Here is a 26,960-nt window from a genome sequence, read left to right as displayed (position 1 = left end):
CTTTCCAGAGACGTTGATCCAATCAGCATGGACGGGTCCTCAGTCCGGCACTACGGAGTGAGGACCTGCCGTCCCCGGCGCGTACGGCCCACAGGGCATGTACAAGGGCGGCTTCGCGGGGAAGGCCATGTTCACTTACCGCTACAGCTACCGTCCGGCGGTCTGGGAGCGCCTGCTCACCCGGGCGGGGTTCGCCTTCGCCGAAGCGCGCGTGCTTGACGCTCCGACGCCCGGCCACATCGGCACACTGATCGTCCGTGCGCAAGTGCCCTCGGCTGTCGGGTGACCCCATGCCGTCCCGGCGGCCGGGAAAGAACAGAGAAGGGCGCCCGGTGTTCGCCGGGCGCCCTCCTCGTACGTACGACGTCTACAGCTTCTCGATCACGTAGTCGATGCACTTGGTGAGCGCCTCGACGTCCGCCGGGTCGACCGCCGGGAACATGGCGACGCGGAGCTGGTTGCGGCCGAGCTTGCGGTAGGGCTCGGTGTCGACGATGCCGTTGGCGCGCAGCACCTTGGCGACGGCCGCAGCGTCGATCTCGTCCGAGAAGTCGATCGTGCCGATGACCTGCGAGCGCTTGGCCGGGTCGGTGACGAACGGGGTCGCGTACTTGGACTCGTCGGCCCAGCCGTAGAGGCGGGTCGAGGAGTCCTTCGTGCGGGCCGTGGACCAGGCGAGGCCGCCCTGGCCGTTGAACCACTCCAGCTGCTCGTTGAGGAGGAAGAGGGTGGCCAGCGCCGGGGTGTTGTACGTCTGGTTCTTGCGCGAGTTGTCGATCGCCGTCGGGAGCGAGAAGAACTCCGGCACGTGGCGGCCGGACGCGTGGATGCGCTCGGCGCGCTCGATCGCGGCCGGGGAGAAGACGGCGATCCACAGGCCGCCGTCGGAGGCGAAGGACTTCTGCGGGGCGAAGTAGTAGACGTCGGTCTCGGCGATGTCGACGGGGAGGCCGCCGGCGCCGGAGGTGGCGTCCACCAGGACGAGGGAGCCCGCGTCGGCGCCCTGCACGCGCTTGACGGGCGCGGCGACACCGGTGGAGGTCTCGTTGTGGGTGAAGGCGTACACGTCGACGCCCGCCTCGGCCTGCGGCTCCGGGTGGGTGCCCGGGTCGGAGGAGATGACGGTCGGCTCGGCGAGCCACGGGGCGAGCTTCGCGGCCTTGGCGAACTTCGAGCTGAACTCGCCGAAGCTGAGGTGCTGCGACTTGTTGTCGATCAGGCCGTGGGTCGCGACGTCCCAGAAGGCGGTGGAGCCGCCGTTGCCGAGGACGACCTCGTAGCCCTCGGGGAGCCGGAACAGCTCGGAGATGCCCTCGCGGACCTTGCCGACCAGGTTCTTGACCGGAGCCTGGCGATGAGAGGTGCCCATGAGGGACGTACCGGTGGAGGCGAGTGCGTCCAGCGCCTCCGTCCGCACCTTGGAGGGTCCCGCGCCGAAACGTCCGTCCGCGGGCTTGATGTCAGAAGGAATCTGGATCTCAGCCACGGAAGGGAGGGTAGCCGCTGGGGGAAACCTGGTCGAAACGTAGTCCGTCGGGTGAGACGCGCCGGTGTTGACGGACTGACTGGACGGCCTGGTTTGCTGGAGGCATGACGGATCTCGAGGTCGAGCTTCGCAAGGTCGTCCGAGGCGAGGTCGCTTTCGACGTCACCTCCCGGGCCCTCGTCACCATGGACGCGTCCAACTACCGGCGGGTCCCGCTGGGTGTCGTGGCTCCCCGGGACGCCGACGACGTGGCGGCGGCAGTGGCCGTGTGCCGGGAGCACGGCGTACCGGTCGTGCCGCGGGGCGGAGGGACGTCGATCGCGGGGCAGGCCACGGGCACCGGCGTCGTACTGGACTTCACCCGGCACATGAACCGTCTGCTGTCCCTCGACCCGGCGACGGGCACCGCGGTCGTGCAGCCGGGGCTGGTCCTCGACCGCCTCCAGGAGGCCGCTGCCCCGCACGGTCTGCGCTTCGGTCCGGACCCCTCCACCCACAGCCGCTGCACGCTCGGCGGAATGATCGGCAACAACTCGTGCGGCTCGCACTCGGTGGCGTGGGGGACGACCGCGGACAGCGTGCGGGAGCTGTCGGTGGTCACCGCGCGCGGGGAGCGGCTGCGGCTCGGGCAGGGGTGGGCGGGCGCGCCGGCGGGCCTGCGGGAGCTGGTGGAAGGGGAACTGCCGATACTCCGCACCGGCTTCCCCGAGCTGCCCCGCCGTATCTCCGGCTACGCCCTGGACGCGCTGCTGCCCGAGAAGGGCGCCGACGTCGCCCGTTCCTTCTGCGGCTCGGAGGGCACGCTGGGCGTGCTGACGGAGGCGGTCGTACGGCTGGTCCGGGCGCCACGCGCGCGTGCCCTGGCCGTGCTGGCGTACGCCGACGAGAACGCGGCGGCCGAGGCGGCGGCGGGTCTGCTCCCGCACGGGCCCCTGACGGTCGAGGGCATGGCGGCGGATCTCGTCCCGTCCACGGCAGACCTGCCCCGCGGCGGGGCCTGGCTGTTCGTGGAGACCGGCGGCGGGACGGAGACGGAGGCACGCGCGCGTGCGGAGGCGATCGTGCGGGCGGCGGACGTCGTCGACGCGCTCGTCGTGACGGACCCGGCCGGGCAGCGCGCCCTGTGGCGCATCCGGGAGGACGCGAGCGGTACGGCGACCCGGATGCCGGACGGCTCCGAGGCCTGGCCCGGCTGGGAGGACTGCGCGGTGCCGCCGCCCCGGCTGGGCGCATACCTGCGGGACTTCAGGGCGCTGCTGGGGGCGCACGGGCTGCGCGGCACGCCGTACGGCCACTTCGGGGACGGCTGCATCCACGTCCGCATCGACTTCGACCTGCTGACGGAGGCGGGAGTCGCCCGCTTCCGGCACTTCTCGGAGGAACTGGCCGAGCTGGTCGTGTCCCACGGCGGTTCGCTGTCCGGAGAGCACGGGGACGGGCAGGCGAGGGCCGAACTGCTGCCGCGTATGTACGGCGAGGAACTGGTGGGGCTGTTCGAACGGGCCAAGGGGATCTGGGACCCGGACGACCTGCTCAACCCGGGGATGCTGGTACGCCCGGCGCCCCTCGATGCGAACCTCCGCTTCTCGGTGCTCCCGCACGGTCCGGTGGACGTGGCCTTCGGCTATCCGACGGACGGCGGTGACTTCTCGGCGGCGGTGCGCAGGTGTGTCGGGGTCGCGAAATGCCGTACGACGTCCGTGTCCGGGTCGTCTGTCATGTGCCCGTCCTTCCGGGCGACCGGCGAGGAGGAGCACTCCACGCGCGGGCGTGCCCGGCTGCTGCACGAGATGCTCGCGGGCGAGGTCGTGACGGACGGGTGGCGGTCGGAGGAGGTACGGGACGCCCTCGATCTGTGCCTGTCCTGCAAGGGCTGCCGCTCCGACTGCCCGGTCGGGGTCGACATGGCCACGTACAAGGCGGAGTTCCTCCACCACCACTACGCGGGGCGGCGGCGCCCGGCGGCCCACTACAGCATGGGGTGGCTGCCGGTGTGGCTGCGCTGGGTGTCCCGTGTGCGGGCGGGCGTGGTGGTCAACGGGCTCGCCTCGGTACGGCCGCTCGCGTGGGCGGCGAAACGGCTGGGCGGGATCGCGGGCGAGCGGCGGATCCCCCGGGTGGCGACGGAGACGTTCAGCCGGTGGTGGCGGCGTCGGCCGCCCGCTGCCTCCGACACGGGCGAACTGGTCGTGCTGTGGCCCGACACCTTCACCGAACACCTCTCGCCGTCCGTGGGCCGGGCGGCCGTACGCGTGCTGGAGGCGGCGGGCCTGCGGGTGGCACTCCCCCCGACGCTACGACTGCCGGGGCGGCCGGTGGGCGACGGCAGGTCGGCGGCATGGAACCCGCTCTCGTTGGTCCGGGGGCGGGCACGGGTCTGCTGCGGTCTGACCTACGTCTCCACCGGTCAACTGGACCGGGCCCGCACCGTCATGCGTCGCACCCTCGACCTCATGACGCCGGTGCTGGAGACCGACGCACCGGTCCTCGTCCTGGAACCCAGCTGTGCGGCGGCCCTCCGTACGGACCTGCCCGAACTTCTGCACGACGACCCCCGGGCCGCCCGCCTGGCGTCCCGGATCCTGACCTTCGCCCAGACCCTGGAACGCCTCGCGCCCGACTGGCTCCCGCCCCGCCTGGACCGTCCTTCGGCCGGTCAGACCCATTGTCACCAGCACGCGGTGCTGGGAGACGAGGCCGACCGCCGACTGCGCCTGGCGGCGGGCCTGACCGGTGAGCCGGTGGGCGGCTGCTGCGGCCTCGCGGGCAACTTCGGCTTCGAGAAGGGCCACTTCGAGGTGTCTGCGGCCTGCGCGGAGGAGCAGCTCCTGCCGGCGGTGCGAGAGGCGGCGGACGGCACGGTGATCCTGGCCGACGGCTTCTCCTGCCGGACGCAGTTGGAGCAGTTGGCGGGGGTGCGGGGGCGGCATCTGGCTGAGGTGTTGGCGGAGGGGCTGGAGGGGCTGGAAGGGCTGGAAGGGTCGGAGAGGCCGGAGGGCCGGAGAAGCCGGAGGGAGGGACAGGGGAGGGGGAATGACTGATCCCGGGCCTTCTGACATGCGCTTCCTGGCATGATCACGGCGTGACCAGTGAGTCTGTGCGGCCCGGGCCCAGGAGGTACGTCCTCTTCGATGTCGACGGCACGTTGATCGACGCGGTGGACAACCAGCGCCGGGTCTGGGGAACGTGGGCGGGGCGGTACGGCCTGGACGCGGACGCGGTCCACCGGGTGGCGCTGCGGACGCGGCCGATGGAGACCTTCGCGGCGGTGGCCCCGGACCAGGATCCGGGGGAGTGCCTGACCGCGCTGCACGAACTGGAGGACGAGGACGTCCGGTCCGGCGTCTACACGGCCTTCGACGGCGCGTCGGAGCTGCTGGGCGCCCTGCCGCCGGGCGCGTGGGCGCTGGTGACCTCGAACTACGAGCACCGGGTGCGCGGGCGGTTCGCCCGGACGGGCCTGCCGGTGCCGGACCTCGTCGTGGACGCCGCCGCGGTGGCGGAAGGCAAACCGTCCCCCGTGCCCTACCTGCTGGCCGCCGAGCGACTCGGTGCCCGCCCCGAGGACTGCCTGGTCGTCGAGGACGCCCCGTCCGGAGTCGAGGCAGGGCTGCGGGCCGGCATGACGGTGTGGGGAGTCAACGCCCCGACCGCCGTGGCCGGGGTGCACCGCCACTTCGGGAGCCTGCGCGCAGCGGTCCCCGACATCCTCGCGTTCGCCCGTGCGGAGGGGCAGGCCGCGGTGGGGTGATCGGGGTGTGTGGGGGGCGTGTGTGGGGGGCTCGTGCACGGCGCGCGGTGATCCGCGTCGCCGCTGGGCGCCCGGCGAAAGCGGTCGCGTACGGATCCGGTGGTGAACGCGGACGCGCCGGCACGCCGTACGGCCGCGCGGGTGCCCACCGGTGCCTGCTCGGCCCGGGAGCGGGCCTGCGGGTGACGCCGTACGGCATCCCCGCGGCGGTCGGCCGGCTCGTGGCGGACTGGGCGCGGACTGCGCCCGGCCGGACATCGCCGGACGGTCCGTCCGACCACTTCCTCCACGCGCGCGCCGCGGACGCGGAGGTACTCGCGCCGTCCGGGTCCCGGGACGGACGCGGCCGACCTCCTAGGCTGACACGCTCAGCAACCGTCAAGGAGCCTGCGTATGACTCTCCGTATCCAGCCCGTCTCCCGCGACGAGCATCTGGCCTTCGTCGCGGCCCGCCCCTCCGCCAGCCACATGCAGGTCCCCTCCTGGGGTGAGGTGAAGCCGGACTGGCGGCCGGAGAGTCTGGGGTGGTTCGACGAGGAGGGGCAGTTGGTGGGGGCGGGGCTCGTGCTGTTCCGGCCGCTGCCGAAGGTGAGGAAGTACCTCGCGTATCTGCCGGAGGGGCCGCTGATCGACTGGTACGCGGCCGACCTCGACCGGTGGCTGGAACCGATGCTGGCCCACCTCAAGCGACAGGGTGCCTTCTCGGTCAAGATGGGCCCGCCCGTCGTCGTACGCAGATGGAGCGCCGACGCGGTGAAGGCGGCGATCGCCGACCCGTCGGCGCGGCGGCTGAGGGACGCGGAGGCGACCTCGTACGAGCCGCGTGCCGCCGAGGTGGCGGACCGGCTGCGGCGCGCCGGCTGGCAGCAGACCGAACCGGGCGGCGAGGACGGCTTCGCGGCCGGGCAGCCGCGCTACGTCTTCCAAGTGCCGTTCGCCGGACGCTCGTTGGAGGACATCCAGGGCGGCCTCAACCAGCAGTGGCGGCGCAACATCAAGAAGGCGGAGAAGGCCGGCGTGAAGGTCGTCCGCGGCGGCTACGAGGACCTGCCCGCGTTCTACGAGCTGTACGCCGAGACCGCGGAGCGCGACCGCTTCCTTCCGCGTCCCCTGTCCTACTTCCAGCGCATGTGGACCGCGCTCACCACCGAACACCCCGATCGCATGCGCCTCTACCTCGCCCAGCACGACGGCGACGTCCTCGCCGCGGCCACCATGCTCACCGTCGGCGACCACGTCTGGTACTCGTACGGCGCCTCCACCAGTCGCAAACGCGAGGTCCAGCCCAACAACGCCATGCAGTGGCGCATGATGACCGACGCCCACGAACTCGGCGCCGCCGTCTACGACTTCCGGGGCATCACCGACACGCTGGAGGAGTCCAACCACCTCCTGGGGCTCCTGCGCTTCAAGGCCGGCGCGGGCGGTGAGGCCGTCGAGTACCTGGGGGAGTGGGACTTCCCGCTCAACCGGCTGCTGCACAAGGCGCTGGGGCTGTACATGGCCCGGCGCTAGCCCGACCGGGGACATCGCACAAACCGGTATCAGCCGCCCGACCTGGGACAGGTGCGCAAACCGGTATCAGCCCGTCCGGGGACAGTCGTATAAAGGGTTCACACACCTGACGAAGTCCACTACCCTGGACTGCGTCGTACAGTGAGGTGTACGAACTCCGAGCCGCCCCGGAAGGCCCCGTGACCACCCCCAGCGATGCCGCCGCCCCCTCCTCCGCTCCGACCCCGACCGGTCCCGCACCCACCCCGGCCGGCACCCCGGGCCGCCGGGGTTCCCTCGGGCCGGTGGGCCTGGTGCTCGCGGGCGGCGTCTCGGTGCAGTTCGGTGGCGCTCTCGCCGTGACCCTCATGCCGAGGGCCGGCGCGCTGGGCGTGGTCACCCTGCGGCTGCTGGCGGCGGCACTCGTGATGCTGGTGGTCTGCCGTCCCCGGCTGCGTGGGCACTCGCGCACCGACTGGGGCACGGTCGTCCTCTTCGGCCTCACGATGGCCGCGATGAACGGCCTCTTCTACCAGGCCGTCGACCGCATCCCGCTGGGCCCCGCGGTCACTCTGGAGGTGCTCGGCCCCCTCGCCCTCTCGGTCATCGCCTCCCGCCGCGCGCTCAACCTGGTCTGGGCCGGCCTCGCCCTCGCCGGTGTCTTCCTCCTCGGCGGCGGAGGGTTCAGCGACCTCGACCCCCTGGGTGTCGCCTTCGCCCTGGGTGCGGGGGCCATGTGGGCGACGTACATAGTCTTCAGCGCCCGTACGGGCCGTCGCTTCCCGCAGGCCGACGGGCTCGCGTGGGCGATGGCGGTGGCGGCCCTGGCGTTCCTCCCCCTCGGCATCGCCGAGTCCGGCACGAAGCTCCTCGACCCCACGACCGTCGCCCTGGGCTCGGCGGTGGCCCTCCTCTCCTCCGTCCTCCCCTACACCCTCGAACTCCTCGCCCTCCGCCGCCTTCCCGCCTCCACCTTCGCCGTCCTCATGAGCCTGGAACCGGCCATCGCCGCCCTCGCCGGCTTCCTCGTCCTCGACCAGGCTCTGACCACCACGGAGGCCGCCGCGATCGCCCTGGTCATCGGGGCGAGCATGGGGGCCGTGCGGACGCAGGTGGGGCGGGGGAAAGCGGCGATGCCGGAGGTCTGACGGGACTCGGTCGGAGGTCTGACGGGGCTCGGCTGGGGTCCGACGGGGCTCGGCTGGGGTCCGACGGAATCTGCCGAGGTCTGAACGGGAATCTGCCGAGGCGTGACGGGAGCCGGCCGAGGTCTGACGGGAGTCAGCCGCCGGGCTTCTCCCACACGGAGACGTGCTGCCGGCTCTCGCTCGTGAACGGCTGCCGTGTCCATCCGTCCCACCGCTCGCGCAGCCGCATCCCGGCCAGCCGGGCCATCAGGTCGAGCTCCGCGGGCCAGACGTACCGGAACGGTATGGACCGGAACGAGCCGCGACCGCCCTCGACCTCGACGTGGTGCGAGCTCATCGACTGGGTGGCGACGTCGTACGTGTCGAAGCCCAGCCGCGTCGAGCCCACGTGGAACGGCACGGTGTTCTGCCCGGGCGGAAGCCGGCGCAGGTCCGGGACCATGACCTCGACGACGAAGCACCCGCCGGGCCCGAGATGGGCGGCGGCGTTGCGGAAGCAGTCCACCTGGGCGTCCTGCGTCGTCAGATTCATGAGCGTGTTGAAGACCAGATAGGCGACGGAGAAGCTGCCGGGCACCCGTGTCGTCGCGAAGTCTCCGATCGTCACACCGATCGCGTCACCGCCCGGCTTGGCACGCAGCCGGTCCGTCATCGCCCGGGACAGATCGATGCCGTGGATCCCGACACCGCGCCGCGACAGCGGCAATGCGAGGCGTCCGGTGCCGACGCCCAGTTCGAGGGCCCGTCCGGCACCGGCCAGCTCCGCCAGGACATCGACGGCCGGCTCCACGGCATCGGGCGCGAACATCTCCGCCGACGACTCGTCGTACCGCGCCGCGACGGATTCTCCGAAGTGACCGTCCTCATCGAGCATCGGCCGACCGTACTGCGGGAGCGGCGGGCGGCGCGCGCGATTTTCCGCCCGGGTCAATTCATGCAAGCATGCTTGCTTGTTTCTTGGTCCGCTGCCATGCTCGCCCCATGGCCGACCCGACGCCCGTGTTCGACGACCTGCGTGCCGAAAACGACCAACTCGACCTCCTTGTCGCCGAGTTGAGCCCCGACCAGTGGGCCCTCGCCACCCCCGCGCCCCGCTGGAGCATCGCGCACCAGATCGCGCACCTCACCTGGACCGACCGCGCGGCCCTGCTGGCGGTCACCGACCGGGACGAGTTCCACACCCTGGTCGAGAGGGCCTTCGCCGCTCCCGACTCCTTCGTCGACGAGGGCGCGGAGGAGGGGGCCCGGATCCCGCCCGCCGAACTGCTGCCGAGGTGGCGGGAGGGGCGTACCGCACTCGACAGCGCACTGCGCGCCTCCCCTCCCGGTGCCCGTTTCCCCTGGTACGGCCCGCCCATGTCGGCCGCCTCCATGGCCACCGCCCGACTCATGGAGGCCTGGGCCCACGGGCAGGATGTGGCGGACACACTGGGTGTGGTGCGGCCACCCACCGACAGGCTCAGGCATGTGGCGCGCATCGGTGTGCGGGCTCGGGACTACGCCTTCGGGGTGCACGGACTGACCCCGCCGGCCGAGGAGTTCCGCGTCGAACTCGTCGGGCCCGGCGGGGACGTGTGGGCCTACGGGCCCGAAAAGGCAGGCCAGCGCGTCACCGGGCCCGCCCTCGACTTCTGCCTCCTCGTCACCCGCCGCGCCCACCGCACCGCCCTCGCGGTCGTGGCCGAGGGCCCCGACGCCGACCGCTGGCTCGACATCGCCCAGGCCTTCGCCGGCCCGCCGGGCGAAGGGCGCCCGCCGAAGGGTTCCGCGCAGTGACCCTCCGCATCGGCAACGCCTCCGGCTTCTACGGCGACCGCTTCGACGCCATGCGCGAGATGCTCACCGGCGGTGAACTCGACGTCCTCACCGGCGACTACCTCGCCGAGCTGACCATGCTGATCCTGGGGCGCGACCGGCTGAAGGACCCCGGAGGGGGATACGCCCGCACCTTCCTGCGGCAGTTGGAGGAGTGCCTGGGGCTGGCCCACGAACGGGGGGTCAGGATCGTGGCGAACGCCGGCGGCCTCAACCCCGCCGGACTGGCGGAAACGACACGGGAGCTGGCCGCCCGCCTCGGCATCCCCGTACGTGTCGCCCACGTCGAGGGCGATGACCTCACCGCCCGCCGTCCCGGCAGCCTCGCCGCCCACGCCTACCTCGGCGGCTTCGGCATCGCCGCCTGTCTGCGGGAGGGCGCGGACGTCGTGGTCACGGGGAGAGTGACGGACGCGGCGCTGGTCACCGGGCCCGCCGCCGCCCACTTCGGCTGGGCACCGACGGACTACGACCGGCTCGCGGGCGCGGTTGTCGCCGGGCACGTCCTGGAGTGCGGGACGCAGGCCACGGGCGGCAACTACGCGTTCTTCACCGAGCATGACGTACGACGGCTGCACCGGCCCGGCTTCCCGCTCGCCGAGCTCCACGAGGACGGCTCGGCGGTCATCACCAAGCACCCCGGAACCGGCGGCCTCGTCGACGTCGGCACGGTCACCGCCCAGCTTCTCTACGAGACGTCGGGCGCCCGGTACGCCGGACCCGACGTCACCGCCCGCCTCGACACCATCAGGCTCACCCAGGACGGCCCCGACCGAGTCCGGATCGACGGCGTGCGGGGCGAGCCCCCGCCCCCCACCCTCAAGGTCGGCCTCAACCGCCTCGGCGGCTTCCGCAACGAGGTCGCCTTCGTCCTGACCGGCCTCGACATCGAGGCCAAGGCCGAGCTCGTACGGGAGCAGATGACCGACGCGATGGCCAAGTCCCGCCCCGCGGACGTCCGTTGGGACCTCGTCCGCACCGACCGCCCCGACGCCCCGACCGAGGAGACCGCGAGCGCCCTGCTGCGGCTCGTCGTACGTGACCCGGACCAGGGGGTCGTCGGCCGGGTGCTCAGCGGGGCGGCCGTCGAGCTGGCGCTGGCGAGCTACCCCGGCTTCCATATGGTGGCGCCACCCGGGAAGGGCGCACCCTATGGGGTTTTCGAGGATGTGTACGTCCCCCATGGTGCCGTCGACCATGTGGCCGTCCTCCCGGACGGACGCCGGGATCCTGTGCCCCCGGCCCACGAGACCCTCGTACTCGAAGACCTGCCGCAGCTGCCCCTGCCCGGGCCGCCACCGCCCGGACCGACCCGCCGCGCCCCTCTCGGCCTCGTCGCCGGCGCCCGCAGCGGGGACAAGGGCGGGAACGCCAACGTCGGGGTGTGGGTGCGTACGGACGACGTCTGGGGGTGGCTGGCCCACGAACTGACGGTCGACAGGTTTCAGCAACTGATACCCGAGAGCCGTCGGTTGAAGGTCACCCGGCACACACTCCCGAACCTCCGCGCCCTCAACTTCGTCGTCGAGGGAATCCTCGGCGAGGGCGTCGCCGCGCAGCACCGTTTCGACCCGCAGGCCAAGGCCCTCGGCGAATGGCTGCGCTCCCGCCACCTGGACATTCCGGAGGCTCTGCTGTGACGGTCATCGGATCCGCCCTGGACACGGGCAGCCCCGACCACCGGGCCAACCGTGAGGCCATGCTCGCCAAGCTCGCCGACCTCGACGCCGAGCACGCGAAGGCCATCGAGGGCGGCGGCCCCAAGTACGTCGAACGGCACCGGGGGCGCGGCAAGCTCCTCGCCCGTGAGCGCATCGAGCTGCTCCTCGACCCCGACACGCCCTTCCTGGAGCTGTCGCCGCTGGCCGCCTGGGGGAGCGACTACACGGTCGGCGCCTCGCTCGTCACCGGCATCGGGGTCGTGGCGGGCGTGGAGTGCCTGATCACCGCCAACGACCCGACCGTGCGCGGCGGTGCCAGCAATCCCTGGAGCCTGAAGAAGGCGCTCAGGGCCAACGACATCGCGCTCGCCAACCGGCTGCCCTGCATCAGCCTGGTGGAGTCCGGCGGGGCCGACCTGCCCTCCCAGAAGGAGATCTTCATCCCCGGGGGTGCGATCTTCCGGGATCTGACCCGGCTCTCCGCCGCCGGGATCCCCACCGTCGCGGTCGTCTTCGGGAACTCGACCGCCGGTGGCGCGTACATCCCCGGCATGTCCGACCACGTGATCATGGTCAAGGAGCGCGCGAAGGTGTTCCTCGGCGGGCCGCCCCTCGTGAAGATGGCCACCGGCGAGGAGAGCGACGACGAGTCGCTGGGCGGCGCGGAGATGCACGCGCGCGTGTCGGGTCTGGCGGACTACTTCGCCGTGGACGAGCAGGACGCGCTGCGGCAGGCGCGGCGCGTGGTGGCCCGCCTCAACCACCGCAAGGCGTACGACGATCCGGGTCCTGCCACCCCTCCCAAGTATGACGAGGACGAGCTCCTGGGGATCGTCCCCGGCGACCTGAAGACCCCCTTCGACCCCCGCGAGGTCGTCGCCCGGATCGTCGACGCCTCCGACTTCGACGAGTTCAAGCCGCTGTACGGGACGAGCCTCACGACGGGCTGGGCGACCCTCCACGGCTATCCCGTCGGCATCCTGGCGAATGCGCAGGGCGTGCTGTTCAGCGCGGAGTCCCAGAAGGCCGCCCAGTTCATCCAGCTCGCCAACCAGCGCGACATCCCGCTGCTCTTCCTGCACAACACCACCGGCTACATGGTCGGCAAGGAGTACGAGCAGGGCGGCATCATCAAGCACGGCGCGATGATGATCAACGCGGTCAGCAACTCCAGGGTCCCGCACCTCTCGGTCCTCATGGGCGCGTCCTACGGCGCCGGCCACTACGGCATGTGCGGCCGCGCCTACGACCCCCGCTTCCTCTTCGCCTGGCCCAGCGCCAAGTCGGCCGTCATGGGCCCCCAGCAGCTCGCGGGCGTGCTCTCGATCGTCGCCCGGCAGTCGGCGGCGGCGAAGGGACAGCCGTACGACGAGGACGCGGACGCCGCCCTGCGCGCCATGGTGGAGCAGCAGATCGAGTCCGAGTCGCTCCCGATGTTCCTGTCCGGGCGGCTGTACGACGACGGCGTCATCGACCCGCGCGACACCCGCACCGTCCTCGGCCTGTGCCTGTCCGCCCTCCACACCGCGCCCTACGAGGGCGCGCGGGGCGGCTTCGGCGTCTTCCGGATGTGAGGGATTCAGTGATCACCACTGTGCTGGTCGCCAACCGTGGCGAGATCGCCTGCCGCGTCTTCCGCACCTGCCGCGAGCTCGGCATCCGCACGATCGCCGTGCACTCGGACGCCGACGGGAACGCGCTCCACGCGCGCGTGGCCGACGCGACGGTACGACTGGCGGGCGCGGCGCCCGCCGACACGTATCTGCGCGGCGACCTGATCGTGAAGGCCGCCATGGCCGCCGGCGCGGACGCCGTGCACCCCGGGTACGGCTTCCTCTCCGAGAACGCGGACTTCGCGCGTGCCGTCCTCGACGCGGGCCTGGTCTGGATCGGCCCGCCCCCGGAGGCGATCGAGGCGATGGCGTCCAAGACGCGAGCCAAGGAACTGATGGGTCTCGAGCCCCTGCGCGAGGTCACCGAGGACGACCTGCCCGTGCTGGTGAAGGCGGCGGCGGGCGGCGGCGGGCGCGGGATGCGGATCGTGCGACGCCTGGAGGACTTGGACGCCGCGCTGGAGGGCGCGCGCGCCGAGGCCGCGAGCGCCTTCGGTGACGGCGAGGTGTTCGTCGAGCCGTACGTGGAGAACGGGCGCCACGTCGAGGTTCAGGTCCTCGCCGACACACACGGCACGGTGTGGGCCCTCGGCACCCGCGACTGCTCCCTCCAGCGCCGCCACCAGAAGGTGATCGAAGAGGCGCCCGCGCCCGCCCTGCCCGACGAGCTCGCGCAAGAACTGCACCGGCTGGCGGTACGGGCCACCCGCGCCGTCGACTACGTGGGAGCCGGCACGGTCGAGTTCCTGGTCGCCGGCGGCAAGGCCCACTTCCTGGAGATGAACACCCGCCTCCAGGTCGAACACCCCGTCACCGAAGCCGTCTTCGGCATCGACCTGGTGGCCCAGCAGATCCGCGTCGCTGAAGGCCACGCCCTCGCGAGCGACCCCCCACGCGCGCGTGGCCACGCCGTCGAGGCCCGCCTCTACGCCGAGGACCCGGCGAACGACTGGACCCCCCAGACCGGCACCCTGCACCGCCTGACCGTCCCCGAAGGCGTCCGCCTGGACACCGGCTACGAGGACGGCGACTCCATCGGCGTCCACTACGACCCCATGCTCGCCAAGGTCGTCGCCCACGCCCCCACGCGCGCGGAGGCCCTCCGCAGACTGTCGGGCGCCCTGGAGCGGGCGACCCTCCACGGTCCGGTCACCAACCGGGACCTCCTCGTACGGTCGCTGCGGCACCCGGAGTTCACCGCCGCCCGTATGGACACCGGCTTCTACGACCGCCACCTCCCGGACCTCACGAAGCCCAGCCCCGATGCCCACGCCCCCCTGGCAGCCGCCCTCGCCGACGCCCACGGCCGCTCCCGCCTCGGAGGCTGGCGCAACGTCCCCTCCCAGCCCCAGACCAAGCGCTACGCGATGGCGGGCGAGGAGCACGAGGTCCGATACCGGCACACCCGGGCGGGCCTGGAGGCGGACGGAGTGCGGGTCGTCCACGCCGACGCGCGTCTCGTCGTACTCGAAGTGGACGGCGTACAGCGCAAGTTCGAGGTGGCGCGGTACGGCGACGAGGTGCACGTCAACGCCACCCGGCTCACCGCCCTGCCCCGCTTCCCCGACCCGGTGGCCCAACTGGCACCGGGCTCCCTGGTGGCCCCCATGCCGGGCACGGTGGTCAAGATCGCCGAGGGGGCCGTCGTAGGAGCCGCCGTACGGGCCGGAGAGCCCCTCCTGTGGCTGGAGGCGATGAAGATGGAACACAAGATCACAGCGCCGGTCACGGGAACGCTCACGGCCCTCCACGCCGCACCTGGACATCAGGTGACGGTCGGTTCTCTGCTGGCGGTGGTGCAAGCCGCCTAGGGGCGCGGGGCTGCATCAAATATGCGGCTCCGCCGCGTGAGCGCGACCAGCCCCACACGACCCGCACCCTCCGAACGGCAGAACCCCCCTTCCCCTGAGGAGCCGCATGACCCCCCTCATCGAATCCGAGGAGCACAAGGCCCTACGCACCGCAGTCGCACAGCTGGGCAAGCGCTACGGCCGCGACTACATCACCAAGGTCGTCGACGAGGGTCGTCACCCCGACGAACTCTGGTCCGAGGCGGCCAAGCTCGGCTACCTCGGCGTCAACCTCCCCGAGCAATACGGCGGCGGAGGCGGCGGAATCGCCGAACTCTCCATCGTCCTCGAAGAACTCGGCGCGGCCGGCTGCCCCCTCCTGATGATGGTCGTCTCACCGGCGATCTGCGGCACGGTCATCGCCCGCTTCGGAACCGACGCCCAGAAACAACACTGGCTCCCCGGCCTGGCGGACGGCACCCGCACGATGGCCTTCGGCATCACAGAACCCGACGCCGGCTCCAACAGCCACCGCATCACCACCACCGCCCGCCGCGACCCCGACACCGGAGACTGGCTCCTCACCGGCCGCAAAGTCTTCATCTCAGGCGTGGACATCGCCGACGCCACCCTCATAGTCGGCCGTACGGAGGACTCCCGCACGGGCCGCCTCAAGCCCTGCCTCTTCATCGTGCCCCGCGACACACTCGGCTTCACCCGCCACCGCATCGACATGGAACTCACCGCCGCGGAGAAGCAGTTCGAGCTCACCCTCGACGACGTACGGCTCCCCGCGGACGCCCTCGTGGGCGACGAGGACGCCGGCCTCCTGCAACTCTTCGCCGGCCTCAACCCCGAGCGCATCATGACGGCCGCCTTCGCGATCGGCATGGGCCGCTACGCGCTCGCGCAAGCGATCACCTACGCCCGCGACCGCACCGTCTGGAACACCCCCATCGGCGCCCACCAGGCCATCGCCCACCCCCTCGCCCAGGCGCACATCGACCTCGAACTGGCCCGCCTGATGATGCAGAAGGCGGCCCACCTGTACGACGCGGGGGACGACGTAGGCGCAGGTGAGGCCGCCAACATGGCCAAATACGCGGCCGGGGAGGCCTGTGTGAAGGCGGTCGACCAGGCGGTGCACACGCTCGGCGGCAACGGACTCACGCGCGAGTTCGGGCTCGGTTCGTTGATAACGGCCGCGCGCGTGGCTCGTATTGCTCCGGTGAGCCGGGAGATGATTCTCAACTACGTCTCCCACCAGACCCTCGGCCTGCCCAAGTCGTACTGACCGGCACCGTGTCGCGCGAGGAGGAACCATGTTCCGCAGCGAGTACGCAGACGTCCCGCCCGTAGAACTCCCCATCCACGAAGCGGTACTCGGCCGGGCCGCCGAGTTCGGGGACGCACCCGCCCTGATCGACGGCACCGACGGCACCACGCTCACGTACGAGCAGCTGGACCGCTTCCACCGGCGGGTCGCCGCCGCCCTCGCCGAGGCGGGCGTCAGCAAGGGAGACGTCCTCGCCCTGCACAGCCCCAACACGATCGCCTTCCCGACGGCGTTCTACGCCGCCACGCGCGCGGGGGCCTCCGTCACGACCGTGCACCCGCTCGCCACGCCCGAGGAGTTCGCCAAGCAGCTCACCGACTCCGCGGCCCGCTGGATCGTCACCGTCTCACCGCTCCTGGAGACCGCCCGCAGGGCCGCCGAACTCGCCGGCGGCGTCCAGGAGATCTTCGTCTGCGACAGCGCCCCGGGACACCGCTCACTCATCGACATGCTGGCCTCGGCCGCCCCCGAGCCGCAGGTCGACATCGACCCCGCGGAGGACGTGGCCGCCCTCCCGTACTCGTCGGGCACGACCGGCATCCCCAAGGGCGTGATGCTCACGCACCGCCAGATCGCCACCAACCTCGCGCAGCTCGAACCCGTCCTCTCGAACGGCCCCGGCGACCGCATCCTCGCCGTGCTGCCCTTCTTCCACATCTACGGCCTGACGGCCCTCATGAACGGGCCCCTGCGCAACGGCGCCACCGTCGTCGTCCTGCCCCGCTTCGACCTCGAGACCTTCCTCGCGGCCATCCAGAACCACCGCATCACCGGCCTGTACGTCGCCCCGCCGATCGTCCTCGCCCTCGCCAAGCACCCCGCGGTCGCGCAGTACGACCTGTCGTCCCTGAAATACATCATCAGCGCCGCGGCTCCCCTGGACGCCAAGCTCGCCGCCGCCTGCTCACAGCGGCTCGGCCTGCCGCCCGTCGGCCAGGCATACGGCATGACCGAACTGTCTCCGGGCACCCACGTCGTCCCCCTGGACGCCATGCACGAGGCACCCGCCGGGACCGTGGGCAGGCTCATAGCCGGCACCGAGATGCGGATCGTCTCCCTCGACGACCCCGACAAGGACCTCGGCATCGACGAGTCCGGCGAGATCCTCATCCGCGGCCCCCAGGTCATGAAGGGCTACCTCGGCCGCCCCGACGCCACCGCCCGGATGATCGACCCCGACGGCTGGCTGCACACCGGCGACGTCGGTCACGCCGACGCCGACGGCTGGCTCTTCGTCGTGGACCGTGTCAAGGAGCTCATCAAGTACAAGGGCTTCCAGGTGGCCCCCGCCGAACTCGAGGCCCTGCTCCTCACCCACCCCGGCATCGCCGACGCCGCCGTCATCGGCGCCTACAACGACGACGGCACCGAGGTCCCGCACGCGTACGTGGTCCGCCAACCGGACGCCACCGACCTCTCCGAAGGAGAGGTCATGATGTACGTCGCCGAACGCGTCGCCCCCTACAAGCGCGTCCGCCGGATCACCTTCATCGACGGCGTCCCGCGCGCCGCCTCCGGCAAGATCCTTCGCCGACAGCTCAGGGAGCGGACGTGACCGCCCTGGTCCACCCCACGCACGAACGCGGCATCACCACCCTCACCCTGGACTCGCCGCACAACCGCAACGCCCTGTCCGCCCCCCTCGTCCACGAACTCACGGACGCCCTGAAGCGAGCCGGCAAGGACGACGACGTACGCGCCGTCGTCCTCACCCACACCGGCACCACCTTCAGTGCGGGCGCCGACCTGCGCGAACCGCCGCAGCCCAAGGCCCTCGTCGCACTGCTCCGGCAGATCGTCAAGCTCCGCAAACCCGTCGTGGCCCGGGTCACCGGCCACGTACGGGCCGGCGGCCTCGGCCTGCTCGGCGCCTGCGACATCGCCGCCGCCTCCGACACCGCCACCTTCGCCTTCACCGAAGTCCGCATCGGAGTCGCCCCCGCGCTGATCTCCCTCCCTCTGCTGCCCCGCGTCGACCCCCGCGCCCTCGCCCGCTACTACCTCACCGGCGAGACCTTCGGCCCCGCCGAGGCCGCCCGCATCGGCCTCCTCACGGCGGCCGGCGACCACGCGGACGTCGACGAGGTCCTCGCCCCCGTCCTCGACGGACTGCGCCGGGCCTCCCCACACGCCCTGGCCGAGACGAAACGGCTGCTCACGGCTAAGGTGCTGGAGGCCTTCGACCTGGACGCGGGCGAACTGGCCAGGCTCTCCGCCCGCCTGTTCGCCTCCGCCGACGCCCACGAGGGCATGACGGCCTTCCTCGAACGACGGGATCCCCCATGGGTGCTGTGAACACGGTCGACCGTGTCCCGGGCGACCGGGTCCCCAAGCAGGACCGCAGCCGGGCCACCCGGCAGCGCCTCCTGGAAGCCGCCGTGGCCTGCCTCGCCGAACACGGCTGGGCGGGCTCCACGGTCTCCGTCGTCGCCGAACGCGCCGGCGTCTCCCGCGGCGCCGCCCAGCACCACTTCCCGACCCGCGAGGACCTCTTCACGGCCGCCGTCGAGTACGTCGCCGAGGAACGCTCCACGGCCCTGCGCGCCCTGTTCCCGCAGGGCGCGGCGGGCGACCGCCGAGAAGTGGTGTCCGCCCTGGTCGACCTCTACACCGGCCCGCTCTTCCGCGCCGCCCTCCACCTGTGGGTCGCCGCCTCCAACGAGGAGCAACTACGGCCGCGCGTCACGGAGCTGGAAGCCCGCGTCGGCCGCGAGACCCACCGCATCGCGGTGGAGCTCCTCGGCGCCGACGAGTCCCGGCCGGGCGTACGCGAGACGGTCCAGGGCCTGCTGGACATGGCCCGGGGGCTGGGCCTCGCGAACCTGCTGACCGACGACGCCGGCCGCCGCGACCGGGTCGTGACGCAGTGGGCGGCGCTGCTGGAGGACACGCTCGGCCGAGGCGTCGTCGGTGCCGGCGATCACAGCGCCCTCACGGACTGAGCCGCTCCACCCGCCAGCTCCCGTCCGCCCCCGCCACGTACCGCAACCGGTCGTGCAGCCGGTTCTCACGGCCCTGCCAGAACTCCACCGCCTGCGGGGCCACCCGGAAACCGCCCCAGTTCGGCGGCACCGGGACCTGCGCGCCCTCCGGGTAGCGGGCGGCCAGCTCCGCGTATGCCGTCTCCAGGCCGGTGCGGTTCGCGATCACCGAGGACTGGGCGCTCACCCACGCGCCGAGCTGGGAGCCGTGCGGGCGGGAGCGGAAGTACGCGGCGGTCTCGTCCCGTCCGGTGCGCCGCGCCACGCCCGTGACGATGACCTGGCGGGCCATCGGATGCCACGGGAACAGCAGCGAGACGAACGGGTTCGCCGCCAGTTCGCGGGCCTTGCGGGAGTCGTAGTTGGTGTAGAAGACGAAGCCCTGCTCGTCGAAGTGCTTCAGCAGCACCGTGCGCGAGCTGGGCCGGCCCTCGGCGTCCGCCGTGGACACGACCATCGCGTTCGGCTCGAAGAGATGCCCCTCCGTCGCGGCCTGCTGGAACCAGCGCGCGAACTGCTCGACGGGCGTTGCGGCCAGATCGGCCTCGGCGAACCCCTCGGCGCGGTACTGCTTGCGCATGGAGGCGGGATCGAGGGCGGCGTCTCGGTCGGTCACGCGGTCATCCTGCCGTATGAGCGGGCGTCGTTCGGCACGGTGGTCTTCATCACTGCGTGGCACTGAGTGCCGCAACCTCTCCCCAAGGGTGGCACTCGGGGATATCGTGCTGATGCCGTTCCGGTTGGGTGACCGCCGACCGGACGGGGCATCACAGAGGTACCGCCCAGGACCGCGAGTTCTCGGAGACGAACCGTGGATCCATGGGACGGACGCTTTCCCACCGTCTGGCACGTGGTCGCACCCCGAAAACAGCCGCACCCCGAAAACAGCCGCACCCCCCACAACAGCCGCACCCCCCACAACAGCCCATCATCTGTCGCACACATCACGAGGAGCCGCCTGATGTCCGACTTCGTACCCGGACTCGAAGGAGTCGTCGCGTTCGAGACGGAGATCGCCGAACCCGACAAGGAGGGCGGCGCACTCCGGTACCGGGGCGTCGACATCGAGGACCTGGTCGGGCACGTCTCGTTCGGCAACGTCTGGGGACTCCTCGTCGACGGCGCATTCAACCCCGGCCTGCCGCCCGCCGAGCCGTTCCCGATCCCCGTGCACTCCGGCGACATCCGCGTCGACGTCCAGTCCGCGCTCGCCATGCTCGCCCCCGTGTGGGGCCTGAAACCGTTGCTGGACATCGACTCCGCCCAGGCCCGGGCGGACCTCGCCCGAGCCGCCGTCATGGCCCTCTCCTACGTCGCCCAGTCCGCCCGCGGCCAGGGCCTGCCCATGGTCCCGCAGCGGGAGATCGACAAGGCCCAGTCCGTCGTAGAGCGCTTCATGATCCGCTGGCGCGGCGAGCCCGACCCCAAGCACGTCGCGGCCGTGGACGCCTACTGGACGTCCGCCGCCGAGCACGGCATGAACGCGTCCACCTTCACGGCCCGCGTCATCGCCTCGACCGGCGCGGACGTCGCGGCCGCCCTCTCCGGCGCCGTAGGAGCCATGTCCGGCCCGCTGCACGGCGGAGCCCCCTCCCGCGTGCTCGGCATGATCGAGGAGATCGAGCGCACCGGCGACGCCGAGGCGTACGTCAAGCAGGCCCTCGACAAGGGCGAACGCCTCATGGGCTTCGGCCACCGCGTCTACCGCGCCGAAGACCCCCGCGCCCGCGTCCTGCGCCGCACCGCCCGCGAACTCGGCGCCCCCCGCTTCGAGATCGCCGAAGCCCTGGAGAAGGCGGCCCTCGCGGAACTCCACGCCCGCCGCCCGGACCGCGTCCTCGCCACCAACGTCGAGTTCTGGGCCGCCATCGTCCTCGACTTCGCCGAGGTCCCGGCCCACATGTTCACCTCGATGTTCACCTGCGCCCGCACGGCGGGCTGGTCGGCCCACATCCTCGAACAGAAGCGCACCGGCCGCCTCGTCCGGCCGTCCGCCCGCTACATCGGCCCCGGCTCCCGCAACCCGCAGGAGATCGAGGGCTACGGGGACATCGCCCACTGAGCCCTGCCGCGCATCACGCGGGGCTGAGCGGCTCCGCGTGATGCCGCTCGGCGTCCAGGGGAAGTCCGTGAACGCAGACGACCCGCGAGCTCGGGTCCCTCCGCCTGACGGCGAAGAAGCCGGCCGGACGTACCGGCGAGCTCGCGGGTCGGGTGACTGCCTGGGATTGGGCCGGCTGCGCGCGTCTTTCACGCACTGGTCCGGCACCGCACTCGGTGTGGTGACGGGCCGCTAGCCCGCAGCCACCTCACGCGTCCGGTTCTTGTACATCTGCCGAACCACCTCCCTTCTCGTGTAGCCCACACACTAAGAACGGCTCGGCGCGCGATCAACCTGTTTTTAGAATGAATCGGTTCGAGGTGCATGTGCGGAGGGGGAGTGGCAGTCGTGGCTGGTTTGCGGATCGAGCCGGTGGACGGGGACCGCATGCTCGACCAGTGGCGGCACGTGCACAACGTGATCGTGCCGCCCGCTGCCATGGGGATCGACGAGGTACGGGAGCGCAGCGGGCGTTATCGGCTGGAGAACGCGTATCTCGGTGACGTTCTCGTCGGCTGTTCGACCGTGCGGCCGCCCGAGGGCGAGGAGGGCGTGGCGACCGTCATCGCGCGTGTGCTGCCCGAGTACCGGGGTCGGGGGTTTGGGGCGGCGTTGTATGAGAAGGGGCTCGGGTACGCACACGTGCTGGGCGCTCGGGTGATCGAGACGTGTGTGCTGGCGGTCAATGAGGACGGGCTGCGGTTTGCCGAGGTGCGTGGGTTCGTGGAGGTCGATCGGTATGTGCTGGAGGGCGAGACCGACCTGTGGGTGGATCTGAGGCTCGCGCCGTTCGCGCCGTAGTTCGGCGGCGCACCCGGATTTCCGGCACGCAACGATTCCTTCAATCTTGTGGGAACCCGGTGTGTGCTGCGTCACGTTCCAGTTAGATGATTGTCAGTGAGCGAACCGACGTGCCGTAAGTGCGGACGCGGCAGCCTGCAGGGGGTCCAGGTGAGTGCTTCCCGGCGTAGTGGGACCACCGACGAGATCGGGCCGGACGAGCCCGAGCGGGACGGTCCGGAGGGTTCGGACGGCTCGGACCTGCTGGCCGCGCTGCTCGACGGCATGGACGCGGCGTTGTGCGCCTTCGACGCGGACGGGGTGGTGACCCACTGGAACCGCGAGGCCGAGCGGATTCTCGGGTGGACCGCGGCCGAGGCCGTCGGGCGGCACGGGTTCGCCGGGTGGGCGGTGCGCAGTGCCGACGCCGAGGAGGTGGAGGGGCGGCTGCTGTCCGCCATGCACGCTCCGGGGCGGCAGGTGCACGAGTTCGCGCTGCTGACCAAGGACGGCGGGCGGGTGCTCGTACGGACGCAGTCGGCGGCCGTGCGCGGGCCGGACGGGAAGCCGGCCGGGCTCTACTGCGCCTTCAGCGAGGTGCACGCGCAGATCGATCTGGAGCGGTCCATCGCGCTGAGCGAGGCGTTGTTCGAGGACGCGAGCTGGGGTGTCGTGCTCGTCGACGCCGATCTGCGGCCCGCCGTCGTCAACGCGCATGCGGCGCGGGCGCTGGGCATCGGGCGTACGTCCGTGCTGGGGCGGCCTCTCGGGGATCTGCTCGCCCAGGGTGTCGAGGAGTTGGAGAGTGCGCTCGCGCATGTGCTGGCCGAGGGTGCGCCGCCCGCGCCCGCCGAGATCTGGGTGAGCGTGCGCACGCCGGACGGCGACCAGCGGCGCTGCTGGCGCTGTGGGTTCGTCCGGCTGGCCTCGCCGCTTGCGGAGGAGCCGGTGCCGCTCGGCGTGGGCTGGCTGTTCCAGGACGTGACCGAGTCCAAGCAGGGCGAGCAGGAGGCGTCGCTGCTGCGGTTCCGTACGAACCAGTTGCACCGTGCCGCCCGCGCCGCCGGCGAGTGCGAGGACCCGCGGGAGGCGGCCGCCGTCCATCTGGACTTCGCGCTGGCCGGGTTCGCCGACCATGCGTTGATCGACCGGGTGGCCGGCGGCGCGGTGGAGGACGGGGCGGCGACGGACTCCGTACGGCTGGTGCGGGTCGCGGCGACGCCTTCAGGGGCGCCGGGGCCGAGCCTGCTCACGGGGCAGGCGGGGTTGCCGGTGCGGTACGCGGAGGGACACCCGGCGTTGCAGTGTGTGGAGCGGGTCGGCTCGGTGCGGGCGAGTGTGGGGGCCGTGCGGGCCGAGGATGCGCAGGAATGGGCTCGGGCTCGGCAGTGGCCCGCGGACGCGGTGCACGCGCTGTGTGCGGTGCTGCGGAGTCGGGGGCGGACGTTCGGGGTCGTCACGTTTCTGCGGGGGGCGGGGCGGAGTCAGTTCGAGCGGGGCGATGCGGTGTACGCGGAGGATGTCGCGGTTCGGATCGGGTCCGCGTTGGACTTGGCCGAGGTGCTGGAGCGGGAGTAGAGCGCGGCGGACGGGTGGCTTGAGGCGGCAGCACCGGGGTGCGCCGCATCGGCCGTGGATTGGCGTGCCAAGCCCCGCGTCTGCGGCACGCTCCGCCGAACAGCACACCTAGTGCCGGTAGAAGATCCGCTCCCCGTACTCCTCGAACACCCGCCCGTTCCACTCGTGCCCTCCGTCCACGTTCCCCGAGCGCAGCAGCGGCGGCTCGATGCCCCGGTCGGCCAGGTTTCCCGCTGCCGTGGCCATGACCGCCTGGAGGAGGGCCGACGTGACGACCGTGGAGGCGGGGGCGAAGGGGGCCGGGATGGTGTCGTGGGTGAGTTCCGCGTCGCCGATGGCGATCTTCGAGTCGAGGACGATGTCGCAGTGGTCCTTGAGGTACGTGCCGGAGAGGTGGCGGGACGTCGTCTCCGAGGCGTACGCCACCGATGTCACGCCGATGACCTTCAGGCCCAGGGCGCGGGCGCTCATGGCCATCTCGACGGGGAGTGCGTTGCGTCCGGAGAGGGAGATGATCACGAGGGCGTCGCCCGCGCGGACCGGTGAGGAGTCGAGGACGGCGCTCGCGAGGCCGTCGACGCGCTCCAGGGCCGAGCCGAGCGTGGCGGGCATGACGTCGACACCGAGGGCGCCGGGGACGGCCAGCAGGTTCATCAGGGCGAGGCCGCCGGCGCGGTAGACGACGTCCTGCGCGGCGAGGGAGGAGTGACCGGCGCCGAAGGCGAAGAGCCGGCCGCCGGAGGCGACGGTGTCGGCGAGGAGCACGCCGGCCGCCTCGATGTTGCCGGCCTCCTCGTCCCGGACCCGCTGCAGCAGGCCGATCGCGGCGTCGAAGAACTGACCGGCCGGCGTGCTGTCGCTCATGCGGGCCCCTTCGGAGCGTCGGGAGTCTGTGTCGCGGATCACGGTGCGGTCTGGACCAGTGGGATGTCAATACGGCCGATGAGAACCGCTCTGTAACCCGTCGGTTTCAACGGCGCGGCACGCTTGTCAGTGGTATCCGGCAGAATTGGTGCCAGGGCCAGCGCACAAGCCGGGAAGCTGTCGTGCTTCCGGCAGATCTCATCAAGGGGCACGTATGTCCGGACTGATCGACACCACGGAGATGTATCTCCGCACCATCCTCGAGCTGGAGGAGGAAGGTGTGGTCCCCATGCGCGCCCGGATCGCCGAGCGGCTCGACCAGAGCGGGCCGACGGTCAGCCAGACGGTGGCGCGGATGGAGCGCGACGGCCTGGTGTCCGTCGCCAGCGACCGTCACCTGGAGCTCACGGACGAGGGCCGTCGGCTCGCCACGCGCGTGATGCGCAAGCACCGGCTCGCGGAGTGCCTGCTCGTCGACGTGATCGGTCTGGAGTGGGAGCAGGTGCACGCGGAGGCGTGTCGCTGGGAGCACGTGATGAGCGAGGCCGTCGAGCGGCGGGTGCTCGAGCTGCTGCGCCACCCCACCGAGTCGCCGTACGGCAATCCGATCCCGGGCCTGGAGGAGCTGGGCGAGAAGGACGGCGCCGACCCGTTCCTGGACGAGGGCATGGTGTCGCTCGCCGATCTCGACCCGGGCATCGAGGGCAAGACGGTCGTCGTGCGCCGGATCGGCGAGCCGATCCAGACGGACGCGCAGCTGATGTACACGCTGCGCCGGGCGGGCGTGCAGCCCGGCTCGGTGGTGAGCGTGACGGAGTCGGCGGGCGGGGTGCTCGTGGGCAGCGGCGGCGAGGCGGCGGAGCTGGAGGCGGTTGTGGCCTCCCACGTGTTCGTGGCCAAGCGCTGAGCGGTTGCGTGGCCCGGCGCCGAGCGGTTTCGTGGCCCTGCGCCGAGCGGTTCGGCGGTGCGACCGGCCCTGACGACCACCGTCTCAACTTCCGTGACTGGTGGGGCAGTTGTGGTCTTCCGGCGGTGTCCCGGCGGTCTCCCGGCGATCTCGTCGAATCCAAGATTCACTGTGCCGAATCGCAGCGCTCGGACGCTTCCCGTGCGAGGCTGTCGCGTGAGGCATATGACCTGAGGGGCTCTTGGCCGCGGTCCGGCAGTGATGCCGTGTCCGGCCGGGGAGGGGGCGGGATGATGTGCCGCAGACGTGTGGAAGGCCCCGGCGCCTTGCGGCGCCGGGGCCTGTCCTCCCCTGTGCTGACCCGGAGCCCCGAGCTCTCAGGGTCATCCCCTTCGGACCGATATCCCCGAGCGGTCCGCCTCCCGTTGAAGATCTCCCCTCGGCGGCGGGGATCATTCCTTGAGGGTGGTCACTCGAACGAGGGGTCTTGTCGGTGAGAACGGCATTTTCGAATAGGCATTCGATAGTCTGCGGGTGACGCAACACGGCGAACCTGCGCTTCAGGGGTGTGGGGCAGGCGCGACAGACACGGCAGGCAGGACGCGGTTCACAGACCCCGCCGACTGGAGCGGGAGCGAGCGGTCCGAGCGGAGCTAGGGGGGTGCCAGGAACCAATGGCGCGACGCATCGACGTGACCGGGGCGGGCGGCGTACGCCTCGCCGCCTGGGAGTTCGGTGATCCTCCCAAGACGGACCCGGCGAAGGATCTACCGAAGCAGGCCGCACCGACGCAGGCCGTACCGAAGCAGGCCGCACAAGACCGGACCGCGGACCGGCCCGAGCCCGCGCAGTCCGGCCCAGGGGAGCCCGAGCGGGCCCCCGGCGTGCTGTTACTGCACGGACTGATGGGCCGCGCCTCGCACTGGGCGTCCACCGCCCGCTGGCTCTCCGAGCGGCACCGTGCCGTCGCCCTCGACCAGCGAGGCCACGGCCAGAGCGACAAGCCCCCACGGGCGTCCTACACGCGTGGGGCGTACGTCGAGGACGCCGAGGCCGCCCTCGAACAGCTCGGGCTCGGACCGGCCGTCCTCATCGGACACGCCATGGGCGCCCTGACCGCCTGGCAGCTCGCCGCCAAGCGCCCCGACCTGGTCCACGGGGTGATCATCTGCGACATGCGGGCCTCCGCGCTCGGCGCCGCCTCGCAGCGCGAGTGGGAGGACTGGTTCAAGGCCTGGCCCGTCCCCTTCGCCACGCTCGCCGACGTCCGCAAGTGGTTCGGCGAGGACGATCCCTGGGTGGAGCGCCCGAACCCGTCCCGAGGCGAGTTCTACGCCGAGGTCATGCACGAGTCCTCCGACGGCTGGCGTCCCGTCTTCGAGCCGGAGCAGATGCTCGAGTCCCGCGAGACCTGGGTGTACGACGCCCACTGGGAGGAGCTCGCCCAGGTGCAGTGCCCCGCCCTGGTCGTCCGCGGTCTGGACGGCGAGCTGGGCCGTGCCGAGGCCCAGGAGATGGTCCGCGTGCTGCCCCGCGGCGAGTACGCGGAGGTCGCCGACGCCGGCCACCTCGTGCACTACGACCAACCGGATGCCTGGCGGGGCGCGGTCGAGCCGTTCCTGGACACGGTCCTCACGGACCGCACGGGCTGACAC

General features: G+C 71.8%; 21 protein-coding genes and 1 pseudogene. 18 read left to right on the top strand and 4 right to left on the bottom strand.

Going from position 1 to position 26,960, the window contains the following annotated elements; translation table 11 throughout:
* Positions 1-64: 64 nt before the first annotated feature.
* Positions 65-286, top strand: a pseudogene (locus ADK57_RS02285) (SAM-dependent methyltransferase); the annotation flags it as partial.
* Between the two features lie 81 nt (positions 287-367).
* Here ADK57_RS02285 and serC read toward each other — a convergent pair.
* Entirely contained in the window at positions 368-1,486 is a 1,119-nt protein-coding gene (serC, locus tag ADK57_RS02280; RefSeq protein ID WP_053747610.1) for a phosphoserine transaminase, read from the bottom strand.
* A gap of 104 nt (positions 1,487-1,590) precedes the next feature.
* On the opposite strand from serC, the gene ADK57_RS02275 reads away from it, so the two are divergent.
* The 4 genes from ADK57_RS02275 (at position 1,591) to ADK57_RS02260 (ending at position 7,879) form a co-directional block, all read left to right on the top strand.
* On the top strand, positions 1,591-4,527 hold the full coding sequence (locus ADK57_RS02275; RefSeq protein ID WP_053747609.1) for an FAD-binding and (Fe-S)-binding domain-containing protein: 2,937 nt from the start codon (positions 1,591-1,593) through the stop codon (positions 4,525-4,527).
* Positions 4,528-4,568: 41 nt separating this feature from the next.
* Positions 4,569-5,237, top strand: coding sequence for an HAD-IA family hydrolase (locus ADK57_RS02270; RefSeq protein ID WP_053747608.1), 669 nt, complete (start codon positions 4,569-4,571; stop codon positions 5,235-5,237).
* A 393-nt stretch (positions 5,238-5,630) separates the two neighbouring features.
* Positions 5,631-6,752, top strand: a complete 1,122-nt coding sequence (locus ADK57_RS02265) for a lipid II:glycine glycyltransferase FemX (protein WP_053747607.1) — start codon at positions 5,631-5,633, stop codon at positions 6,750-6,752.
* A 179-nt stretch (positions 6,753-6,931) separates the two neighbouring features.
* On the top strand, positions 6,932-7,879 hold the full coding sequence (locus ADK57_RS02260; RefSeq protein WP_053747606.1) for an EamA family transporter: 948 nt from the start codon (positions 6,932-6,934) through the stop codon (positions 7,877-7,879).
* 133 nt (positions 7,880-8,012) lie between these two features.
* Here the strand turns inward: ADK57_RS02260 and ADK57_RS02255 are convergent, their stop codons facing one another.
* The gene (locus tag ADK57_RS02255; RefSeq protein ID WP_053747605.1) at positions 8,013-8,753 is read right to left on the bottom strand and encodes a class I SAM-dependent DNA methyltransferase; all 741 of its coding nucleotides are present in this window, start codon (positions 8,751-8,753) and stop codon (positions 8,013-8,015) included.
* 107 nt (positions 8,754-8,860) lie between these two features.
* Here ADK57_RS02255 and ADK57_RS02250 point away from each other — a divergent pair, with 107 nt between their 5' ends.
* The 8 genes from ADK57_RS02250 to ADK57_RS02215 all read left to right on the top strand — a co-directional run bounded on the left by ADK57_RS02250 (position 8,861) and on the right by ADK57_RS02215 (position 19,036).
* Complete coding sequence (locus ADK57_RS02250; RefSeq protein ID WP_053747604.1) at positions 8,861-9,655, top strand: TIGR03084 family metal-binding protein; 795 nt, start codon at positions 8,861-8,863, stop codon at positions 9,653-9,655.
* Positions 9,652-11,334 carry an acyclic terpene utilization AtuA family protein gene (locus tag ADK57_RS02245; RefSeq protein ID WP_053747603.1) on the top strand — a complete coding sequence of 561 codons (1,683 nt, stop codon included), beginning with the start codon at positions 9,652-9,654 and terminating at the stop codon, positions 11,332-11,334. Before ADK57_RS02250 ends, ADK57_RS02245 begins: the two co-directional genes overlap by 4 nt.
* Positions 11,331-12,929, top strand: a complete 1,599-nt coding sequence (locus ADK57_RS02240) for an acyl-CoA carboxylase subunit beta (protein ID WP_053747602.1) — start codon at positions 11,331-11,333, stop codon at positions 12,927-12,929. Before ADK57_RS02245 ends, ADK57_RS02240 begins: the two co-directional genes overlap by 4 nt.
* 8 nt (positions 12,930-12,937) lie before the next feature.
* The gene (locus ADK57_RS02235; protein ID WP_053747601.1) at positions 12,938-14,779 is read left to right on the top strand and encodes an acetyl/propionyl/methylcrotonyl-CoA carboxylase subunit alpha; all 1,842 of its coding nucleotides are present in this window, start codon (positions 12,938-12,940) and stop codon (positions 14,777-14,779) included.
* A 106-nt stretch (positions 14,780-14,885) separates the two neighbouring features.
* Positions 14,886-16,052, top strand: coding sequence for an acyl-CoA dehydrogenase family protein (locus ADK57_RS02230; RefSeq protein WP_053747600.1), 1,167 nt, complete (start codon positions 14,886-14,888; stop codon positions 16,050-16,052).
* A gap of 28 nt (positions 16,053-16,080) precedes the next feature.
* Positions 16,081-17,649, top strand: a complete 1,569-nt coding sequence (locus ADK57_RS02225; RefSeq protein WP_053747599.1) for a 4-coumarate--CoA ligase family protein — start codon at positions 16,081-16,083, stop codon at positions 17,647-17,649.
* Positions 17,646-18,389 carry an enoyl-CoA hydratase family protein gene (locus ADK57_RS02220; protein ID WP_053747598.1) on the top strand — a complete coding sequence of 248 codons (744 nt, stop codon included), beginning with the start codon at positions 17,646-17,648 and terminating at the stop codon, positions 18,387-18,389. The genes ADK57_RS02225 and ADK57_RS02220 overlap by 4 nt, the downstream gene beginning before the upstream one ends.
* Positions 18,377-19,036, top strand: a complete 660-nt coding sequence (locus ADK57_RS02215) for a TetR/AcrR family transcriptional regulator (protein WP_078972899.1) — start codon at positions 18,377-18,379, stop codon at positions 19,034-19,036. Before ADK57_RS02220 ends, ADK57_RS02215 begins: the two co-directional genes overlap by 13 nt.
* On the opposite strand, the gene pdxH is transcribed toward ADK57_RS02215, so the two are convergent.
* On the bottom strand, positions 19,026-19,655 hold the full coding sequence (gene pdxH, locus ADK57_RS02210) for a pyridoxamine 5'-phosphate oxidase (RefSeq protein ID WP_420711833.1): 630 nt from the start codon (positions 19,653-19,655) through the stop codon (positions 19,026-19,028). The two genes, ADK57_RS02215 and pdxH, sit on opposite strands and share 11 nt — an antisense overlap.
* Before the next feature lie 381 nt (positions 19,656-20,036).
* Between pdxH and ADK57_RS02205 the strand changes: the two genes are divergently transcribed.
* The 3 genes from ADK57_RS02205 to ADK57_RS02195 all read left to right on the top strand — a co-directional run bounded on the left by ADK57_RS02205 (position 20,037) and on the right by ADK57_RS02195 (position 23,534).
* Complete coding sequence (locus ADK57_RS02205; RefSeq protein ID WP_053747595.1) at positions 20,037-21,137, top strand: citrate synthase 2; 1,101 nt, start codon at positions 20,037-20,039, stop codon at positions 21,135-21,137.
* Positions 21,138-21,500: 363 nt separating this feature from the next.
* Positions 21,501-21,977 (top strand): GNAT family N-acetyltransferase, encoded by a 477-nt coding sequence (locus ADK57_RS02200; RefSeq protein WP_053747594.1) that lies wholly within the window; start codon positions 21,501-21,503, stop codon positions 21,975-21,977.
* A 150-nt stretch (positions 21,978-22,127) separates the two neighbouring features.
* The gene (locus tag ADK57_RS02195) at positions 22,128-23,534 is read left to right on the top strand and encodes a PAS domain-containing protein (RefSeq protein ID WP_053747648.1); all 1,407 of its coding nucleotides are present in this window, start codon (positions 22,128-22,130) and stop codon (positions 23,532-23,534) included.
* Positions 23,535-23,642: 108 nt separating this feature from the next.
* On the opposite strand, the gene ADK57_RS02190 is transcribed toward ADK57_RS02195, so the two are convergent.
* On the bottom strand, positions 23,643-24,398 hold the full coding sequence (locus ADK57_RS02190) for an SIS domain-containing protein (RefSeq protein WP_053747593.1): 756 nt from the start codon (positions 24,396-24,398) through the stop codon (positions 23,643-23,645).
* 214 nt (positions 24,399-24,612) lie between these two features.
* On the opposite strand from ADK57_RS02190, the gene ADK57_RS02185 reads away from it, so the two are divergent.
* Both ADK57_RS02185 and ADK57_RS02180 read left to right on the top strand, forming a co-directional pair.
* Complete coding sequence (locus ADK57_RS02185; protein ID WP_053747592.1) at positions 24,613-25,305, top strand: metal-dependent transcriptional regulator; 693 nt, start codon at positions 24,613-24,615, stop codon at positions 25,303-25,305.
* Positions 25,306-25,979: 674 nt separating this feature from the next.
* The gene (locus ADK57_RS02180; protein ID WP_053747591.1) at positions 25,980-26,957 is read left to right on the top strand and encodes an alpha/beta fold hydrolase; all 978 of its coding nucleotides are present in this window, start codon (positions 25,980-25,982) and stop codon (positions 26,955-26,957) included.
* The last annotated feature ends 3 nt before the right edge of the window (positions 26,958-26,960 follow it).

Origin of the sequence: Streptomyces sp. MMG1533 (assembly GCF_001279775.1) — a bacterium.
Taxonomy (GTDB): domain Bacteria; phylum Actinomycetota; class Actinomycetes; order Streptomycetales; family Streptomycetaceae; genus Streptomyces.
Note: the sequence above shows the minus strand (reverse complement) of the source record. Positions and strands in the feature narration are given on the sequence as shown.

Excerpts from the sequence above, each read along its gene's own strand:
- ADK57_RS02275 (WP_053747609.1), top strand. The coding sequence starts at position 1,591 with ATGACGGATCTCGAGGTCGAGCTTCGCAAGGTCGTCCGAGGCGAGGTC.
- ADK57_RS02265 (WP_053747607.1), top strand. The coding sequence starts at position 5,631 with ATGACTCTCCGTATCCAGCCCGTCTCCCGCGACGAGCATCTGGCCTTC.
- ADK57_RS02255 (WP_053747605.1), bottom strand. The coding sequence starts at position 8,753 with ATGCTCGATGAGGACGGTCACTTCGGAGAATCCGTCGCGGCGCGGTAC.
- ADK57_RS02250 (WP_053747604.1), top strand. The coding sequence starts at position 8,861 with ATGGCCGACCCGACGCCCGTGTTCGACGACCTGCGTGCCGAAAACGAC.
- ADK57_RS02230 (WP_053747600.1), top strand. The coding sequence starts at position 14,886 with ATGACCCCCCTCATCGAATCCGAGGAGCACAAGGCCCTACGCACCGCA.
- ADK57_RS02225 (WP_053747599.1), top strand. The coding sequence starts at position 16,081 with ATGTTCCGCAGCGAGTACGCAGACGTCCCGCCCGTAGAACTCCCCATC.
- ADK57_RS02215 (WP_078972899.1), top strand. The coding sequence starts at position 18,377 with ATGGGTGCTGTGAACACGGTCGACCGTGTCCCGGGCGACCGGGTCCCC.
- pdxH (WP_420711833.1), bottom strand. The coding sequence starts at position 19,655 with ATGCGCAAGCAGTACCGCGCCGAGGGGTTCGCCGAGGCCGATCTGGCC.
- ADK57_RS02205 (WP_053747595.1), top strand. The coding sequence starts at position 20,037 with ATGTCCGACTTCGTACCCGGACTCGAAGGAGTCGTCGCGTTCGAGACG.
- ADK57_RS02200 (WP_053747594.1), top strand. The coding sequence starts at position 21,501 with ATGTGCGGAGGGGGAGTGGCAGTCGTGGCTGGTTTGCGGATCGAGCCG.
- ADK57_RS02190 (WP_053747593.1), bottom strand. The coding sequence starts at position 24,398 with ATGAGCGACAGCACGCCGGCCGGTCAGTTCTTCGACGCCGCGATCGGC.
- ADK57_RS02185 (WP_053747592.1), top strand. The coding sequence starts at position 24,613 with ATGTCCGGACTGATCGACACCACGGAGATGTATCTCCGCACCATCCTC.
- ADK57_RS02180 (WP_053747591.1), top strand. The coding sequence starts at position 25,980 with ATGGCGCGACGCATCGACGTGACCGGGGCGGGCGGCGTACGCCTCGCC.